Below are 17,937 nucleotides of genomic sequence, written 5' to 3' on the forward strand. Positions count from 1 at the left end.
AATAAAAACGCTGCACAAGGACCGGTCCCATGCCCGCATTCCGTACCATTCAGGCTCGCTACACGCTGTTTCTGGTCCTGTTCATCCTGCTGCTATCCGTGCTGACCGTGGCTGGCATCAGCCAGTTGGTCGCGCCGAAGCTGCGTCACACCGAAGAACAAGTTGCCCTCAATCGCATCGCCGAAGTGGCCGAGCAGATCCAGGGTGAACTGAACAAGGTGCAAGCCCAGCAGCGCAGCATCACCCAGACCATTCCCCTGCTCGACAGCGCCGCCATCGACACGGTTCTGCCAGGCCTGGTCGATCAGTACGGTGAACTGAAGGTCTTTGGTGGCGGGATCTGGCCGTTGCCTGGTCAGCGCGAAGCCGGGCGCAACAAGTTCAGCACCTTCTGGCACCGCGATGCCTCGGGCAAACTGGCGGTCAACACGTTCTGGAACAGCGACGCGGCACCCAACTATTACGACCAGACCTGGTACAAGGGCGGCATGCAGACCCCGCGCGGCCAATGTGCCTGGGCCGCCGCTTATAAAGATGATGCCAGCGCCGAACCGCGCACCAACTGCGCCATGGCCATTCAGAAAAACGGCGCGGCGTACGGTGTCTCGACCATCGACGTGACCCTGGGTTTCTTCAACGACCTGGTGGCGCGCAAGGAAAAAGACCTGGGCGCCGAGATGCTGATTGTCGAGGGCGACGGCAAGATCATCAGCAACAGCTCGCGAATCAGCGGGCCGATCGTGTTGAAAAACATTAGCGAGCTGGCTGCCAACTCGCCGTTTGCCGCTCAGGTCAAGGCTGGTCTGGCGCAGCGTGACCAACCCCTGCAACGGGTCGAGTTCGATGACAACGGCGAAGCCAGCACCTTCTTCATGCGTCCGATCGAAGGCACGCCGTGGCTCCTCGCCACCGCCCTGCCGACCCGGCTGATCACCGCCCAGCGTGACGATGTGCTGAGCACCTTGAGCCTGTTGCAGATTCCGATGGTGATCCTGCTGGTATTGCTGCAGGTGTACGCCATCCGCCAACTGATCCAGCGTATGAAAGCCTTGAAAGCCAACATCGATGCCTTGTCCACGGGGGATGCCGACCTGACCCGACGCATCACCATCCGCGCCGAAGACGAACTGGGCGCCATCGGCCATTCGGTCAACGCCTTCATTGCCTACTTGCAGAACATGATCGGCGAAGTCACTCAGGCCACCGGCGCAATGGCGTCGAGCCTGGAGAACCTGCAACGCACCTCCGCGCATACCAGCAAGATTCTGGTGCGTCACGCCTCGGAAACCGATCAGACCGTCACCGCCATCACCGAAATGAGTTCGACCGCCGACAGCGTCGCGCAAAACGCTGCCGAGACTGCCGCCTTCACCCAGCGCGCCAACGAACACGCCGATCGCTCCCGCGTGGTGGTCGGCGAAGCGTCCAGCAGTGTGGTGGCGCTGATCGGCGAAGTGGCGAGTGCCACCCATAAAGTCGAAAGCATGCAACAGGACGCCCAGCGCATCACCGAGATTCTCGGGGTGATTGGCGCCATTGCCGGGCAGACCAACTTGCTCGCGCTCAACGCGGCCATCGAAGCCGCCCGGGCCGGTGAGCAAGGTCGCGGGTTCGCGGTGGTTGCCGATGAAGTCCGTGCCCTCGCCGCCCGCACACAGGCCAGCACTTCGGAAATCAACGAAATGCTGTCTCGCCTGACCCAAGGCGTGAGTTCTTCGGTCAGCGCCATGGAAAACACCCAGGCCAGCTGCCAGTCAGCCGCCGATGCCACGGCCCGGGTCAACTCCGGCCTGGATGAAATGGCCGGCTCGGTCAGCCACATTAATAGCCTGAGCACCCAGATCGCCACGGCCGCCGAGCAGCAAAGCGCCGTGACCGAAGAGATCAACCGCAGCATGGTGCAGATCCGCCACATGGTCGACGAACTGGTGCAAAGCGGTCAGGCCAGCGAACTCAACACCCGGCAATTGCTGGAGGCCAACAACCGGGTGAGCGCGATCATGGGGCGGTTCAAGGTGCGTTGACTGTCGCCCCCCTGAGCGCCGGTTTTCAACGCTTAGGGGGCGAACCTGACAACTTTGTCATTGCGCGCTCATTCAGCTGACAGCTGAATCCTGCGATGATCTGGCCAGCCGACCTTGTATAACTTAGAAACACTCGCGCAATGCCCAGTCGGATAAAAGAGTCAAAATGCACCTTTTTGGCCGTAACCCGAGACGAGACTCCCATGCGAACCCACCTGCGTCTGGCCGCCCTGAGCGCCCTCTTCATCTCCTCCCTGGCCCAGGCCGCCGACCTGATCCCGATCGAAGTGCACCGCGACGCCAATTGCGGCTGCTGCAAAAAATGGGTCAGCCATCTGGAAGCCAACGGCTTCAAGGTCGAAGACCACGTCGAAGCCGATATGAGCCAGTTCAAGCAACAACACGGCGTACCGCCTCGCCTGGCGTCGTGCCACACCGCCTTGATCAACGGCAAGTTCGTCGAAGGCCATGTGCCGGCCGACCAAGTGCTGGCCTTGAGCAAACGTGACGATCTGTTGGGAGTTGCTGCCCCCGGTATGCCGATGGGCTCGCCCGGGATGGAAATGGACGGCATGAGCGATGCCTATCAGGTGATCGGCCTGCAAAAGGATGGCACTGACGTGGTGGTGGCGGACTACCCCGCCCATTGATGTTCGGTGCCTACATCGGGTTGTTTCTCGCGGCGTTCGGCGCCGCGAGCCTGCTGCCCTTGCAGTCCGAAGCGGTGCTGGTGGGGTTGTTGCTCAGCGACCGGTATTGGCTCTGGTCGCTGTTGGCAGTGGCAACGCTGGGCAACGTGCTGGGGTCGCTGCTGAACTGGTGGCTGGGACGCGGCATCGAGCGGTTTCGCGAGCGGCGCTGGTTTCCGGTCAGCCCTCGCCATCTTCAACAAGCCCAAATACATTATCTGCGCTACGGTCATTGGTCCTTGCTGCTGAGTTGGGTGCCGATCATCGGCGACCCGCTGACGCTGGTGGCCGGCGTCATGCGCGAACCGCTGGGGCGTTTCCTGATGATCGTGACCCTCGCCAAGGGTGCCCGCTATGGCGTGCTGGCAGTGGCCACGTTGGGCTGGATGGGTTGAACGAAAGGCCCCGTGTATCGGCGTTCGCCGTAGCAGCTGCTACAAAAAGAGTGCATCGCGAGGGGAATGGCTTGACTGCGTTTAATGTCACCCTAATCACGCCAATCCAGCATCGGCGGATTTCCTGTGGAGTTTCCCCATGTCGCCCATCCTTTCCCGCTGGTTACCCGGCCTGCTGCTAACGGCGGCACTGCCGGTTCTCGTTTATGCCCAGAACCAGGCCCAGGCCGAAACACCAGAATACGGCCTGGAACTCCAGGGCTTTGACTACCCCTACACGGTCAAGCATTTCGCCTTTCAATCCCAGGGCAAATCCTTGCAAATGGGCTACATGGACGTTGCCGCCCAAGGCAAGGCCAACGGCCGCAGCGTGGTGTTGATGCATGGCAAGAATTTCTGCGCAGCCACCTGGGACAGCTCGATCAAGGCACTGAGTGAGGCCGGTTACCGGGTCATCGCCCCGGACCAGATCGGCTTCTGCACCTCCAGTAAACCGGACCACTATCAGTACAGTTTCCAGCAACTGGCGAGCAACACTCAGCAACTGCTCAAAGCCCTCGGCATACAAAAGGCGACCCTGCTCGGCCACTCCACCGGCGGCATGCTCGCCACCCGCTATGCGCTGCAATACCCCGATCAGGTCGAACAACTGGCGCTGGTCAACCCCATCGGCCTGGAAGACTGGAAAGCCCTCGGCGTGCCATATCGCTCGGTCGATCAATGGTATGAGCGCGAGCTGAAAGTGACCGCGCAAGGTATTCATGACTACCAACGCACCACCTATTACGACGGCCGCTGGAAGCCCGAGTTTGACCGCTGGGTGAACATGTACGCAGGCCTGGCCAAAGGACCGGGCAAAACAGCGGTGGCGTGGAACTCGGCGCTGATTTACGACATGATCTTCAACCAGCCGGTGTACTACGAGTTCAAGGACCTGAAAGTGCCGACCCTGCTGTTGATCGGCACCTCCGACACCACGGCCATCAACAAAGACATCGCACCGCCCGAGGTCAAGGCGAAAATCGGTCATTACGATGTACTCGGCAAGCAAGTGGCGAAGCTGGTCCCCCAGTCGACACTGATTGAATTCCCGGGTTTGGGCCACGCGCCGCAGATGGAGGAGCCGGCGAAGTTTCATCAGGCGTTGCTCGGCTGGCTGAACAAAACCAATCCCGTTCGTTGATGAGGTAAGGCTGATGGCGGTGCAGATTGCGGTGATCGATGACTGGCAGGACGTAGCGCGCGACGTGATGGACTGGTCAGTGCTGGACAGCATCGGCCAGGTGAGTTTTATCCATGACTACCCGGCCGATAACGAAACCCTGGCCGAGCGCTTGGGCGCATTCGAGGTGATCTGTGTGATGCGCGAGCGCACCCGGTTCGACGAAGACCTGCTGCGCCGCTTGCCCACCCTCAAACTGTTGGTCACCGGCGGCATGCGCAACGCCGCCCTGGACCTTAAGGCCGCCGCCGCGCTGGGCATCCAGGTCTGCGGCACCGACAGCTACAAACATGCCGCGCCAGAACTGACCTGGGCACTGATCATGGCCGCGACCCGCAACCTGGTGGTCGAAGCCAACGCCTTGCGCGCGGGCTTTTGGCAGCAAGGCCTGGGTGGCGACTTGCAGGGCAAGACGCTGGCGATCCTCGGCCTGGGCAGTATCGGTCAACGGGTTGCCCAATTCGGCCAGGTGTTCGGCATGCGCGTCATTGCGTGGAGCGAAAACCTCACCAGTGAACGGGCCGCTGAAGTCGGCGTGACCTATGTCAGCAAGCAGGAACTGTTCGAGCAGGCCGATGTGCTGTCGATCCATCTGGTGCTCAGCGAGCGCAGCCGAGGGCTGGTGGACGCTCAGGCGCTGGACTGGATGAAGCCCACGGCATGGCTGGTCAATACCGCGCGCGGGCCGATTGTCGATGAAGCGGCACTGATCAAGGCCCTGCAGAAAAAACGCCTGGCGGGCGCAGCTCTGGACGTGTTCGAGCACGAGCCGTTGCCCCGCCATCATCCCTTCAGAACGCTGGACAATGTGTTGGCCACGCCCCATGTCGGGTACGTCAGCCGACAGAACTATCAGCTGTTCTTTTCGCAGATGATCGAGGACATTCAGGCTTGGGCGGCCGGGGCGCCGATTCGGTTGCTGGGCTGAGACGGCGTTATCGTTCTTCGCGGGCAAGCCGCGCGCCCACATGTGAAATGCATTCCCCTGTGAGAGCGAGGCCTGCCCGCGAAGAGTCCCTCAAATCCACCACACCCTCCTAAATCCTGCGCACCGCAATGGTGCAACCCCTATTCCATCGTGCCCAACTATCGTGACTTCCCGGTCCCGTCTTGACCCACCCAAAAAAACAAACCTGCCCTTCGTCGGTGCGTTTCCCCATAAAGCCCGTGTGTTTTGTACCCTCCCCCAACCGATTGTCGAACAATTTGTCCGGTTGACCACCCCGCTCTAGGTTCTGGCCTAGACTGTTTTCGGGGAATAAAACCGACTGGTCATTCGGTGAAATAAATAGAAACTTTTCGTATTGGCTTCAGGTCAGCTGAAAGGTAGGGCACAGCGACTGGTGCATTCCTTGCAACAGCCACTTCACCCATTGAGCTTCAGCGCATGGGCAGCACTTGCTCACCGATGCGTAGCGCGTTTGCGCCCGGCCACAGGAATTGGCCAACACCGTTTGTGCCAGGTTTGGAATCAGATCAACAACACGGGGAGATGCATATGATCAATACGGCGTTAGATGTTCAGGGAGAACGTGCTCATCAACAGGTCGGCGAAGCCAGCACCGTGGGAGCCCTTACCGCCAAATCGGTCAGCGTCCCGGTCACCAAAGCGTTGGCACCGGTAGTCCGTCAGAATCCCAACAAGAAGAAAGTGTTGTTCGTCACCTCGGAGATTGCCGATCTGGTGAAGACCGGTGGCCTGGGAGACGTTTCCGCCGCGCTGCCGCGAGCCATGGCTCACCTGCACGATGTCCGGGTGTTGATCCCCGGTTACCCGCAAGTGCTGAACAGCGAAAATCCAATTCATATTATCGGTGAACTGGGCGGGCACGCCGCGTTGCCGCCCTGCAAGATCGGGCGCATGGACATGCCCGACGGCCTGGTCATTTACGTGTTGATCTGCCCTGAACTGTACGAGCGCGAAGGTTCACCCTACGGCGCCAACAACGGCCGTGACTGGCCAGACAACCATATTCGTTTCGCCCGCCTGGGCCTTGCGGCCGCCGATATCGCCGCCAACCTCGCTCAAATTCACTGGTGCCCGGATCTGGTGCATGCACACGATTGGCCCGCCGGCCTGGCCCCTGCCTATATGCACTGGCGTGGCCAACGCACCCCGACCCTGTTCACCATCCATAACCTGGCGTACCAAGGCGTCACCAGCCTCGGCTCATGCCCGGAACTTGGTATTCCCGTGCATGCCTTGCAGCAGGAAGGCATGGAGTTTTACGGCAAGATGTCGTTCCTCAAGGCCGGCATGGCCTACTCGAGCCACATCACCACCGTCAGCGCCACCTATGCCCAGGAAATCACCACGCCGGCCTTCGGCTGCGGCCTCGACGGTTTTCTCGCCGCCAAGACCCAGCAAGGTCTGCTCAGCGGGATTCCCAATGGCATCGATGAAAGCTGGGACGCAGCCACCGATCCGCACCTGTTCCACCCGTTCGGCATCGGTGACTGGGACGGCAAAGCGGTCAACGCGGCGCACGTTCGCCGGTTATTCGGCCTGGATGATTCCGAAGGCCCGCTGTTCGCCGTGGTCTCGCGACTTGTCTACCAGAAAGGCCTGGACCTGACCGAAGCGGTGGCCGAATACATTGTCGCCAATGGCGGCCAGATTGCGATCATCGGCCGTGGCGAACCGGAAGAAGAACAAGCCATGCGTGAGCTGGCGTTGCGCTTCCCCGGGCAAATCGGCGTGCACATCGGCTTCAATGAAACCGACGCCCGCCGGATGTTTGCCGGCAGTGATTTCCTGCTGATGCCTTCGCGTTACGAACCTTGCGGCCTGAGCCAGATGTACGCCCAGCGCTTCGGTTCATTGCCGGTGGCGCGCAATACCGGCGGCCTGGCCGACACCATTGAAAACGGCGTGACCGGTTTTCTTTTCGACGAATCCACCGTGGAGAGCTATCGCGAAGCCCTGAGCCGCGCGTTCAAGGTGTTCGCCTTCCCCGGCCTGCTCAACGCCATGCGTTGCCGGGCCATGGCGGCGCCTTTCAACTGGTGCAAGGCGGTCGAACCCTACGCCGAACTCTACGAACAACTGGTGGCTAAAGCGCTGGGTAAATCGGGCAAACAGTAAGAGGTTTTCAACGATGCCGTTACGGACTCTTGAAACCTGGCCCCACGGCGCAATCATGCTGGACGCCGAACACACGCGTTTTGCCTTGTGGGCGCCAGATGCGTTTTACGTCAGTCTTGAACTGGAAAACGGACAATCCCTGCCGCTGCTGCCTCAGGCCGACGGCTGGTTTGTGATCAAGACCCGCTGTCCCGCGGGTACCCGCTACCGCTACAACATCGATGGCGAACTGGAGGTGCCGGACCCGGCCTCCCGCGCCCAGGCGGGCGATATCGACAGCCCCAGCGTGGTGGTCGATCCCCTCGCCTATCGCTGGCAACACACTGCCTGGCAAGGTCGGCCATGGAACGAAGCGGTGATCTACGAACTGCATGTCGGTGCGCTCGGCGGTTTCAGCGAGGTCGAGCAGCATCTGGCGCGCTTGGTCGAGTTGGGGATTACCGCCATCGAACTGATGCCGTTGGCGCAGTTTCCCGGCGAGCGCAATTGGGGCTATGACGGGGTTCTGCCTTACGCACCGCAGGCCTCCTACGGTTCGCCCGAACAACTCAAACACCTGATCGACACGGCCCACGGCTATGGCCTTGCGGTGATTCTCGACGTGGTCTACAACCACTTCGGCCCGGACGGCAATTACCTGCATCGCTACGCCAAAGGTTTTTTCCGCGAAGACCAACACACGCCGTGGGGCGCAGCCATCGACTTCCGCCGGCGCGAGGTGCGTGACTTCTTTATCGACAATGCGCTGATGTGGTTGCTGGAGTACCGTTTCGACGGCCTGCGTCTGGATGCCGTGCACGCCATCGAAGACCCGGACTTCCTTCAAGAGCTGGCGCAACGGGTTCGCCAACATATCAATCCGGCGCGGCATGTGTGGCTGATGGCAGAAAACGAGCACAACCAGGCCAGCCTGCTGGAGCAAGGTTTCGACGCGCAGTGGAACGACGACGGTCATAACGCCCTGCACGTGTTGCTTACCGGTGAAACCGATGCCTATTACGCCGACTATGCCCAAAACCCCACCGAACAACTGGCCCGTTGCCTGAGCCAGGGCTTCGTGTTTCAAGGCCATATCACCCGCCACGGTACGCCGCGCGGTGAGCCGAGCGGTCACTTGCCGCCGACGGCCTTCGTGCTTTTTTTGCAGAACCACGACCAGATCGGCAACCGCGCCTTTGGCGAGCGCTTGCATCAACTGGCCCGGCCTGAGGCCCTCTGTGCCGCCACCGTGTTACTGCTGTTGTCGCCGATGATCCCGCTGATATTCATGGGCGATGAGTTCGCCGCCGAGCAACCGTTCCTGTTTTTCACCAGCCACCATGGCGAGCTGGCGGAGTTGGTGCGCGAAGGTCGACGCAATGAATTCGCAGCCTTCAGCGCCTTTGCCGACCCGCACAAACGCGAGCAGATTCCCGACCCGAACGCGATGCAGACTTTCGAAGCGTCGCGGCCGAAGCTGACCGCCACCCGGCAACCGGCCATTCATGAGCTGTATCGTCGACTGCTGCAAATCCGCCATCAACACATCATCCCGCACCTGCCCGGTGCCCACGCGCTGGGGGCGCAGGTACTGGCCGTGGGCGCGGTGACGGCGCGCTGGCGGTTGGGCGATGGCAGTCAGCTGCGCATTGACCTGAACCTCAGCGACGCAGCCGTGGTCCACTCCCCACAGGCCGACGCGACACTGCTGTTCGAATACCCGCCGCACTCGGCCGGTCTGTTGGATCAGGGCACCCTTGCCCCGTATTGCGCGCTCGTCAGCCTCACAGCCGCAGCCCCTTTGCTACCCCCGGATGGAGAGCGACCATGAGCGATGCGCAACTGGAAATACTGGCCAGCCGAGCCGGCCTGGCCGTCGACTGGATCGACGCCAACGGCCGTCCAAAAAAAGTCACGCCGGCGGTGCTGCGTTCAGTGCTGGCCGGGCTTGGCCATCCCGCCAGCACCGCCCAGGAAATCGACGCCAGCCTGCTGCAACTGCTGGAGGCACAGCAAACCCGGCACCTGCCGCCGCTGCTGACCTGCGACGTTGGTGTCGGTCTTGATCTGGCCCACTACTTTGCACCGCAAACCCCGTGTGAGATCCATCTCGAAGACGGCTCGCGGCTCAACCTCAAGCTCGATGACAACGCTGTTTTGCCCGGTTTGGTGCCGGTGGGTTATCAGCACGTCAGCATCGACGATCAGTCGTTCACCCTGGCGGTGGCGCCCGAGCGCTGCTACAGCGTCGGCGACGCCGTTGACAGTCAAACCCCTCGCGTCTGGGGCCTGAGCGTGCAGTTGTATTCGCTGCGCCGTCCTGGCGATGGCGGTTTCGGCGATACCCAGGCCCTCGAAGATCTGGCCCGGGTGGCCGGCGAACGGGGCGCCGAAGCATTGGCGATCAGCCCGCTGCATGCGATGTTCAGCGGCGACACCCAGCGCTACAGCCCTTACTCGCCGTCCAGCCGTCTGTTTCTCAATAGCCTGTACGCAGCGCCCGGCGCGATTCTCGGTGAGCGTGCCCTGCGCACCGCAATCGACGCCACGGGCCTGGCTGGCGAACTCAAGCATCTGGAAACCTTACAGCTCATCGACTGGCCCACCGCCGCCGAGGCCAAGCATCGCTTGCTGGAAGCCTTGTACGAAGGATTCACCCACGGCGCACACCCCTTGCATGCCGACTTCAGCAGCTTCCGTCACGCCGGTGGCGAAGCGCTGGAAAATCATTGCCGCTTCGAAGCGATCCAGGAAGCCCGTGCAAGGCGCGGTGAAAGCCTCGACTGGCGCGAGTGGCCCGAGCAATGGCGTAACCCGCGCAGCGCCGCTCTGGCGCAATTTGCCGAAGAGAACTCGGCCCGCATCGGCTATTACGCATTCTGCCAATGGCTGATTGCGCGCAGCCTGGAGCGCGCACAAACCGCCGCCCGTGGTGCCGGCATGGGCATCGGCCTGATCGCCGACCTGGCGGTGGGCGCTGACGGCGGCGGCAGCCAGGCCTGGAGTCGCCAGGACGAATTACTCGCCTCGCTGACCGTGGGTGCGCCACCCGACATCCTCAACCGCACTGGTCAGGGCTGGGGGATTTCCGCGTTTTCACCCGAAGGCCTGGTGCGTAACGGCTTTCGCGCGTTCATCGAAATGCTGCGGGCCAATTTCGCCCATGCCGGCGGCCTGCGCATCGATCACGTCATGGGCCTGCAACGGCTATGGGTGATCCCTAAAGACGCACCGCCCAGCGACGGAGCGTACCTTTATTATCCGGTGGATGATCTGCTGCGCCTTCTGACCCTCGAATCCCATCGGCATCAGGCCATCGTCCTCGGCGAAGACCTCGGCACCGTGCCTGATGGCCTGCGCGAAAAACTCATCGCGCGCTCGATCCTCGGCATGCGCGTGCTGTTGTTCGAACAGGACAACACACACTTCAAACCGATTCTCGACTGGCCGGACAACGCCCTGGCCACCACCAGCACCCACGACCTGCCGACGCTCAATGGCTGGTGGCATGGCCGCGATATCGACTGGAGCGCACGCCTGGGCCTGGTCGACGCCACGGGTGAAATCGAATGGCGTCAACATCGCGAACGCGAGCGCGAAGGCTTGCGCCGGGTGCTAAGTCAGGACCCGCAAAATTTCCGTGAAGAGTCCCATGAAACCGATCAGGTGCTCGACGCCGCCATCCGCTTCCTCGGTCATACCCGCGCACCGCTGGTGTTGCTGCCACTGGAGGACGCCCTGGGTATCGAACAGCAGGCCAACCTGCCCGGCACCACCGACACCCACCCCAACTGGTCCCGCCGATTGCCCGGCGACAGCGAAAGCCTGCTCGATGATCCGGACGCCGCCCGCCGCCTGGAACTGCTCGCCTGCGCGCGACTTCAGGCGGCCGAGCGTGACCAATGAATCAACCGCTCAGCCAGCCGCTGCGGGCGACCCTGCGGCTGCAATTTCATAAAGGCTTCACCCTGGATCAAGCGGTGCCACTGATGCCGTATTTTTCCAGCCTGGGCATCAGCCATCTCTATGCCTCACCGCTGCTCGCCGCCCGCGCCGGCTCCATGCACGGCTACGATGTGGTAGACCCGACCACGGTCAACCCTGAACTGGGCGGCGAAGCGGCGTTACGCCGTTTGGTCGCAGCGTTGCGCGAACAGAACATGGGGCTGATCCTCGATATCGTTTCCAACCACATGGCCGTCGGCGGTGGCGACAATCCCTGGTGGCTCGACCTGCTGGAATGGGGGCGGCTGAGCCCTTACGGCGAGTTCTTCGACATTCAGTGGCACTCGCCCGACCCGTTGATGGAAGGCCAGTTGCTGCTGCCTTTTCTGGGCAGCGACTACGGCATCGCCTTGCAGGACGGCACCCTGCCCTTGCGTTTCGATGCCCGGCGCGGCGCCTTTCATGTCGAGCACTATGAGCATCACTTCCCGATTTGCCCCACCGACTACGGCGAACTGCTCAAGGCCGATGACCGATTGAATGCCGAGCAGGCTGAACGGCTCAAATCCCTGGCAGACCGCTTCGACACCTTGAGTTATCAGTCCGACGTGTACAGCCTGGCGATTCCACTGAAAGCCGAGCTGCGGGAACTGGCCAGTGATCCGGCCATTCTGCACGCCATCCAGCACACCCTCGACACTTACGACTCGCTCACTCCCGACGGTTTCCAGCGCCTGCATAACCTGCTGGAGCGCCAGAGTTATCGCCTGGCCAGTTGGCGCACCGCGGCGGACGACATCAACTGGCGGCGCTTTTTCGATATCAATGAACTGGGCGGCCTGCGCGTCGAGCGGCCGGCGGTGTTCGAAGCGACCCATGCAAAAATCTTCGAGCTGGTGGCCGAAGGTCTGGTCGACGGACTGCGCATCGACCACATCGACGGCCTCGCCGACCCGCGGGGCTACTGCCGCAAACTGCGACGTCGAGTTGATCGACTGGCACCCGGCCGACACCTGCCGATCTACGTCGAAAAGATCCTCGGCGAAGGCGAAACCCTGCACCGCGACTGGTGCGTCGATGGCAGTACCGGTTACGAATTCATGAACCAGTTGTCGCTGCTGCAACACGACCCCGAAGGCGCCCAGGCCTTGGGTGAACTCTGGAGCCGGCACAGCGAACGGCCCGCCGATTTCCGCCAGGAAGCACAACTGGCGCGCCAGCAGATTCTCAACGGCTCCCTCGCCGGGGATTTCGAAAGTGTTGCCCACGCCCTGTTGCAAGTGGCCCGGGACGACCTGATGACCCGGGACCTGACCCTCGGCGCGATCCGGCGGGCCTTGCAGGAACTGATCGTGCACTTCCCGGTGTACCGCACTTACATCAGCCCGTTGGGTCGCGCGGCCCAGGACGAGGTGTTTTTCCAGCAAGCCATGGCCGGTGCCAGGCAAACCCTTGGCGAGGCCGACTGGCCGGTGCTCGATTGCCTGGCCGGCTGGCTCGGTGGCCAACCCTGGCGCAAGCGCCCGGTGGGCCGTCCACGCAAACTGCTCAAGCATGCGTGCGTGCGCTTCCAGCAACTGACCTCACCGACGGCGGCCAAAGCGGTGGAAGACACCGCGCTTTATCGCTCGGCGGTGCTGCTGTCGCGCAACGATGTCGGCTACAACACCGAGCAGTTCAGCGCCCCGGTTGCCGACTTCCATGCCGCCTGCGCCAATCGCCTCGCCGAATTCCCCGACAACCTGCTGGCCACCGCGACCCACGACCACAAACGCGGTGAAGACACCCGCGCGCGGCTGGCGGTGTTAAGCGAGCGCAGCGCCTGGTACGCCGAACAGGTCGAGCACTGGCGAACCCTCGCGGGCGAACTGCGCAGCGACCCCGGCGCGCCCTCGGCGGGCGACGAGCTGATTCTCTATCAAGCAATCCTCGGCAGTTGGCCACTGGAATTGTGTAGCGACGATCAACCTGCGCTCGAGGACTACGCCAAACGCCTCTGGCAGTGGCAACGCAAAGCCCTGCGCGAAGCCAAGTTGCAAAGCAGCTGGAGCGCGTCAAACGAGGCATATGAACAGGCGACCCACGGGTTTCTCGAACGCCTGCTGCTAAGCCCCGAAGGTCAGCCATTGCGCGCGGCCATCGAGGCAGCCGCTCAATGCATTGCCGTCCCGGGTGCACTGAATGGATTGGCGCAAACCTTGCTGCGAATGACCGTGCCGGGAGTGCCGGATCTCTATCAGGGCAACGAGTTCTGGGACTTCTCGCTGGTCGATCCGGATAACCGCCGGCCGGTGGATTACGTCAGCCGTCAGCAGGCCATGCACCTACCGCTTGACCTGCCCGCTCTGTTGGCGAACTGGCGTGACGGGCGCATCAAGCAAACCCTGATCGCCCGGGCGCTGAACCGGCGTGCCGAGCATGCCGAACTGTTTCAAAAAGGCACTTACCAAGCCCTTGAAGTGATTGGCAGCCAGGCTCACCGGGTACTGGCGTTTGCTCGAGAATGGCAGGGAAAACGGGCCATCGTGGCCGTACCGATACGTTGTGCCGGACTGCTGGAAAACAGTGCCGTCCCCCGGATTGACGCGTCGCTGTGGGGCGATACCCGAATCAAATTGCCGTTCACGACCACCGAAGAAAATCTGAAGGGACTTTTTACCAGCGTCGCAGTCACAAAACACAAGGAGCTGATGGTCGGCGCCGCGCTGGGGGATTTCCCGGTCAATCTCTTTACCCAAACTTGAGTTCAGTTCAGGAGCATTGCGATGAGTACCGACGAAAAACGCATCCGCGAATTTGCCTATCAAATCTGGGAGTCCGAAGGAAAACCCGAGGGCCAGGAAGCCCGCCATTGGGAGATGGCCTGCAAACTCGCCGAGGCCGAAGCCCTGGCGCCCGGCAAACCAGCCAAAGCGAGCAGCAGCAAAACCGCAAGCAAGCCCGCGGCCGGCAAGCCCGACGGCAAGCTGGTCAATGCCAAGGGCATCGAAACCAAACTCCGCACCAAGCCCAAAGCCAAACCCGCTGCCGCTTCGGCAGTGATCCCGCCGGGCGAAAAAACCACAGTGAAAAAGCCGCGCACCGCGCGTAAACCACCCGAGGTCTGACGCTTCACTGTCTTGTCCTGATTGACTTCGTGGCGAGCCCGCTCGCCACCGAGAGCGCATTCGCCCTCGAAAAATACCGTTGCAGGAGCAGCTATGACCAGTCCAAAGAAAACCGCGCCCGAACCTCACGAGGCCTCGCGAATCCGTGAAGGCTTGCCCTTCCCGCCAGGCGCGACCTGGGATGGCCTGGGGGTCAATTTCGCGCTGTTTTCGGCTAACGCGACCAAGGTCGAACTGTGCATCTTCGACGATGCCGGTGAAGTGGAACTTGAGCGCATCGAGCTGCCGGAATACACCGACGAGACCTACCACGGCTACTTGCCCGACGCCCATCCGGGGCTGATCTACGGCTATCGCGTGTACGGGCCGTACGACCCGGCCAACGGTCATCGCTTCAACCCGAACAAACTGTTGATCGACCCCTATGCCAAACAGTTGGTCGGCCAATTGAAATGGTCCGAAGCGTTGTTCGGCTTCACCATCGGCCACCCCGACGCCGACCTCAGTTTCGATGAGCGGGACAGCGCGCCCTTCGTGCCCAAGTGCAAAGTGATCGACCCGGCCCACACCTGGGGCCATGACCATCGGGTCAGCGTGCCATGGGACAAGACGATCATTTATGAGACTCACGTGCGCGGTTTCAGCATGCTTCACCCCGCCGTTCCCGAGAACCTGCGCGGCACCTTCGCCGGGTTGATGGTCGATGACGTGCTGGAACACATCCGCAAGCTCGGCGTATCGACTGTGGAGTTGCTGCCGATCCATGCCTTCGTCAACGACCAGCATCTGCTGCACAAAGGCATGACCAATTATTGGGGTTACAACAGCATTGCGTTCTTTGCCCCGGACCCGCGCTACCTGGCCAGCGGCAAGATCGCCGAGTTCAAGGAGATGGTCGCGCACCTGCACGACGCCAATCTGGAAGTGATCCTCGACGTGGTCTACAACCACACCGCCGAGGGCAACGAACAAGGCCCGACCCTGTCCATGCGCGGCATCGACAACGCCTCTTACTACCGTTTGAGGCCCGACGACAAACGCTACTACATCAACGATTCCGGCACCGGCAACACCCTGGACCTGAGCCACCCGTGCGTGCTGCAAATGGTCACTGACTCGCTGCGTTACTGGGCCACGGAAATGCACGTGGACGGTTTCCGTTTCGACCTGGCAACCATCCTCGGCCGCTACCATGACGGCTTCGACGAACGGCACAGCTTCCTCGTCGCCTGTCGCCAGGACCCGGTGCTGCGTCAGGTGAAGTTGATTTCCGAATCCTGGGACTGTGGCCCCGGCGGTTATCAGGTCGGGAACTTCCCGCCGGGCTGGGTCGAATGGAACGACAAATTCCGCGACACCGTGCGCGCGTTCTGGAAAGGTGACGACGGCCAGCTCGCCGACTTCGCCAGCCGCATGACCGCCTCCGGTGAGATGTTCAACCAGCGCGGCCGTCGACCGTATGCTTCGCTGAACTTCGTCACCGCCCATGACGGCTTCACCCTCAACGATCTGGTGTCGTACAACGACAAGCACAACGAGGCCAACGACGAGAACAATCAGGACGGCAGCAACAACAACCTGTCGTGGAACCACGGCGTCGAAGGCCCCACCGACGATCCCGAGATCAATGCCCTGCGCCTGCGGCAGATGCGCAACTTCTTCGCCACGCTGCTGCTGTCCCAGGGTACGCCGATGCTGGTGGCCGGCGACGAGTTCGCCCGCACCCAGAAAGGCAACAACAATGCTTATTGCCAGGACAGCGAGATCGGTTGGGTCAATTGGGACATGAGCGAAGACGGCAAGGCGCTGCTCAAGTTCGTCAAACGCCTGATCAAGTTGCGCCTGGCCTATCCGATCCTGCGGCGCGGGCGCTTCCTGGTGGGTAATTACAACGAGGACATCGGGGTCAAGGACGTGACCTGGCTGGCCCCGGACGGCAGCGAAATGTCCAATGAGCAATGGGAAGAAGGCCACGGTCGCTGCATGGGCATACTGCTCGATGGCCGCGCCCAGGAAACCGGCATTCGCCGCAAGGGTGCCGACGCGACCCTGCTGCTGGTGGTCAACGCGCACCATGACATCGTCAACTTCCTGCTGCCGGAAGTGCCTGACGGCGGTTTCTGGACCTGCATGATCGATACCAATCAACCGTCGATTCGGGGCCAGGAACGCTTTGAGTTCGGTCGCGAATATTCGGTCACCGGCCGTTCGCTGCTGTTGTTTGAACTGCAGCATGAGGAAGAAGAGTGAGAGTGATCACCATAATATCTGTAGCAGCCTCGCAGGCTCGGCAGCTGCTACCAAGGGACGGTTTCGGTGACTTTTTGCGAAGCCTGACACAGCCTGGGTTAAAAAAACCGCATCAGACCAAAGGCTGAGGCGACGAATAGCGTTTCATGGGCAATACTCTGACCGCGGCAATCCAGGGTTCGGAGCGCCGCACATTGCTATCTACCCGCCTTCACGGGTCTGCCAGGCTTGCTCCCGCAAGCATTGCGCACGACTGAGGGCCAGACAGAACAAGGACGTAGCGCCTATGAGACCGGTTTCCATCAGCGAAAACAGCTTGCCTGCGCAGATCTGGAACAGCGCCCCACAACTGGACAACATCCCCGTCATCAACACCGAAACACTGGTCCCTGCTGGAGCTCGCGCGGTGGTGATCGCCCCGCATCCCGGCGATGAAGTGGTGACTTGCGGTGGCCTGCTGCAACTGTTGTGCTCCCTCGGTCATCCTCTGCAACTGATCTCGATCACCGACGGCAGCGCCAGCCATCCGGGGTCGCGTCAGTGGTCGGAAAAGCGCCTGAGCGTGTTCCGCCCCCAGGAAAGTGTCGAAGCCTTGCGTCGACTCGGCTTGCCGATGCACAGCCTGAAGTGGATTCGCGGCGGCTTCACCGACAACGCTCTGGCCGAGCGAGAGTCTGAATTGACCCAATTCATCGTCCGCTACCTGCGCCCCGGCGATGTGGTGTTCACCACCTGGCGCGAAGACGGCATCGTCGACCACGACGCTGTCGGCCGTGCCAGCGCCAGGGCTGCCGCCCTGGTAGGGGCGACGCTCAACGAAATACCGGTCTGGGCCTGGCACTGGCCGATGCGCGAGCATGGGCTGATCCCCTGGCATCGCGCGCGCAAGCTACGCCTCGACACCTGGACTGTCGCGCGCAAAAGCCACGCCACCTATGCCTACGCCAGCCAGCTCGACGGCGAACCGGCGATCGGCATCGCCCCGCTGCTGCCACGAGTGATTCTGGAACGCATGCGGTTGCCGTATGAAATTGTGTTTGTCTGAATGACTCGAAGAATGTTTTTTGTGGCGAGGGAGCTTGCTCCCGCTGGGCTGCGAAGCGGCCCCAAAATCTTTGCGACTGCTGCGCAGCCGAACGGGACGGTGCGGCGATCCGACAAGCTCCCTCGCCACAAAAGCTCCCTTGCCACAAATCACGCTGAACTGCTCGCCCACGCATCAGTCGCATACATACAGCAGC

At 61.7% G+C, this 17,937-nt stretch carries 12 protein-coding genes; all 12 read left to right on the plus strand.

The genetic code is table 11. The features are described from left to right. Window positions 1-29: 29 nt before the first annotated feature. The gene (locus LOY28_RS15995) at window positions 30-2,024 is read left to right on the plus strand and encodes a methyl-accepting chemotaxis protein (protein ID WP_258612112.1); all 1,995 of its coding nucleotides are present in this window, start codon (window positions 30-32) and stop codon (window positions 2,022-2,024) included. Window positions 2,025-2,227: 203 nt separating this feature from the next. Then, complete coding sequence (locus tag LOY28_RS16000; RefSeq protein ID WP_018926116.1) at window positions 2,228-2,674, plus strand: DUF411 domain-containing protein; 447 nt, start codon at window positions 2,228-2,230, stop codon at window positions 2,672-2,674. Next, window positions 2,674-3,108, plus strand: a complete 435-nt coding sequence (locus LOY28_RS16005) for a YqaA family protein (RefSeq protein WP_258612113.1) — start codon at window positions 2,674-2,676, stop codon at window positions 3,106-3,108. Before LOY28_RS16000 ends, LOY28_RS16005 begins: the two co-directional genes overlap by 1 nt. Before the next feature lie 139 nt (window positions 3,109-3,247). Continuing rightward, a complete protein-coding gene (locus tag LOY28_RS16010; RefSeq protein WP_018926118.1) occupies window positions 3,248-4,291 on the plus strand; it encodes an alpha/beta fold hydrolase in 1,044 nt (347 codons plus the stop codon). A gap of 13 nt (window positions 4,292-4,304) precedes the next feature. Then, the gene (locus LOY28_RS16015) at window positions 4,305-5,258 is read left to right on the plus strand and encodes a D-2-hydroxyacid dehydrogenase family protein (protein ID WP_258612114.1); all 954 of its coding nucleotides are present in this window, start codon (window positions 4,305-4,307) and stop codon (window positions 5,256-5,258) included. A 570-nt stretch (window positions 5,259-5,828) separates the two neighbouring features. Then, on the plus strand, window positions 5,829-7,415 hold the full coding sequence (glgA, locus tag LOY28_RS16020) for a glycogen synthase GlgA (RefSeq protein ID WP_018926120.1): 1,587 nt from the start codon (window positions 5,829-5,831) through the stop codon (window positions 7,413-7,415). A gap of 13 nt (window positions 7,416-7,428) precedes the next feature. Beyond that, window positions 7,429-9,225: a malto-oligosyltrehalose trehalohydrolase gene (treZ, locus tag LOY28_RS16025; protein WP_064618153.1), complete on the plus strand. Its 1,797-nt coding sequence runs from the start codon at window positions 7,429-7,431 to the stop codon at window positions 9,223-9,225. Next, complete coding sequence (gene malQ, locus LOY28_RS16030; protein WP_258612115.1) at window positions 9,222-11,300, plus strand: 4-alpha-glucanotransferase; 2,079 nt, start codon at window positions 9,222-9,224, stop codon at window positions 11,298-11,300. Before treZ ends, malQ begins: the two co-directional genes overlap by 4 nt. Then, the gene (locus LOY28_RS16035) at window positions 11,297-14,083 is read left to right on the plus strand and encodes a malto-oligosyltrehalose synthase (RefSeq protein WP_258612116.1); all 2,787 of its coding nucleotides are present in this window, start codon (window positions 11,297-11,299) and stop codon (window positions 14,081-14,083) included. The genes malQ and LOY28_RS16035 overlap by 4 nt, the downstream gene beginning before the upstream one ends. Before the next feature lie 21 nt (window positions 14,084-14,104). Further along, window positions 14,105-14,446, plus strand: coding sequence for a DUF2934 domain-containing protein (locus LOY28_RS16040; protein WP_258612117.1), 342 nt, complete (start codon window positions 14,105-14,107; stop codon window positions 14,444-14,446). A gap of 93 nt (window positions 14,447-14,539) precedes the next feature. After that, complete coding sequence (gene glgX / locus LOY28_RS16045) at window positions 14,540-16,696, plus strand: glycogen debranching protein GlgX (protein WP_258612118.1); 2,157 nt, start codon at window positions 14,540-14,542, stop codon at window positions 16,694-16,696. 286 nt (window positions 16,697-16,982) lie between these two features. Beyond that, window positions 16,983-17,741, plus strand: coding sequence for a PIG-L deacetylase family protein (locus LOY28_RS16050; protein ID WP_018926126.1), 759 nt, complete (start codon window positions 16,983-16,985; stop codon window positions 17,739-17,741). Window positions 17,742-17,937 lie beyond the last annotated feature (196 nt).

Origin of the sequence: Pseudomonas sp. B21-017 (genome assembly GCF_024749245.1) — a bacterium.
GTDB lineage: Bacteria > Pseudomonadota > Gammaproteobacteria > Pseudomonadales > Pseudomonadaceae > Aquipseudomonas.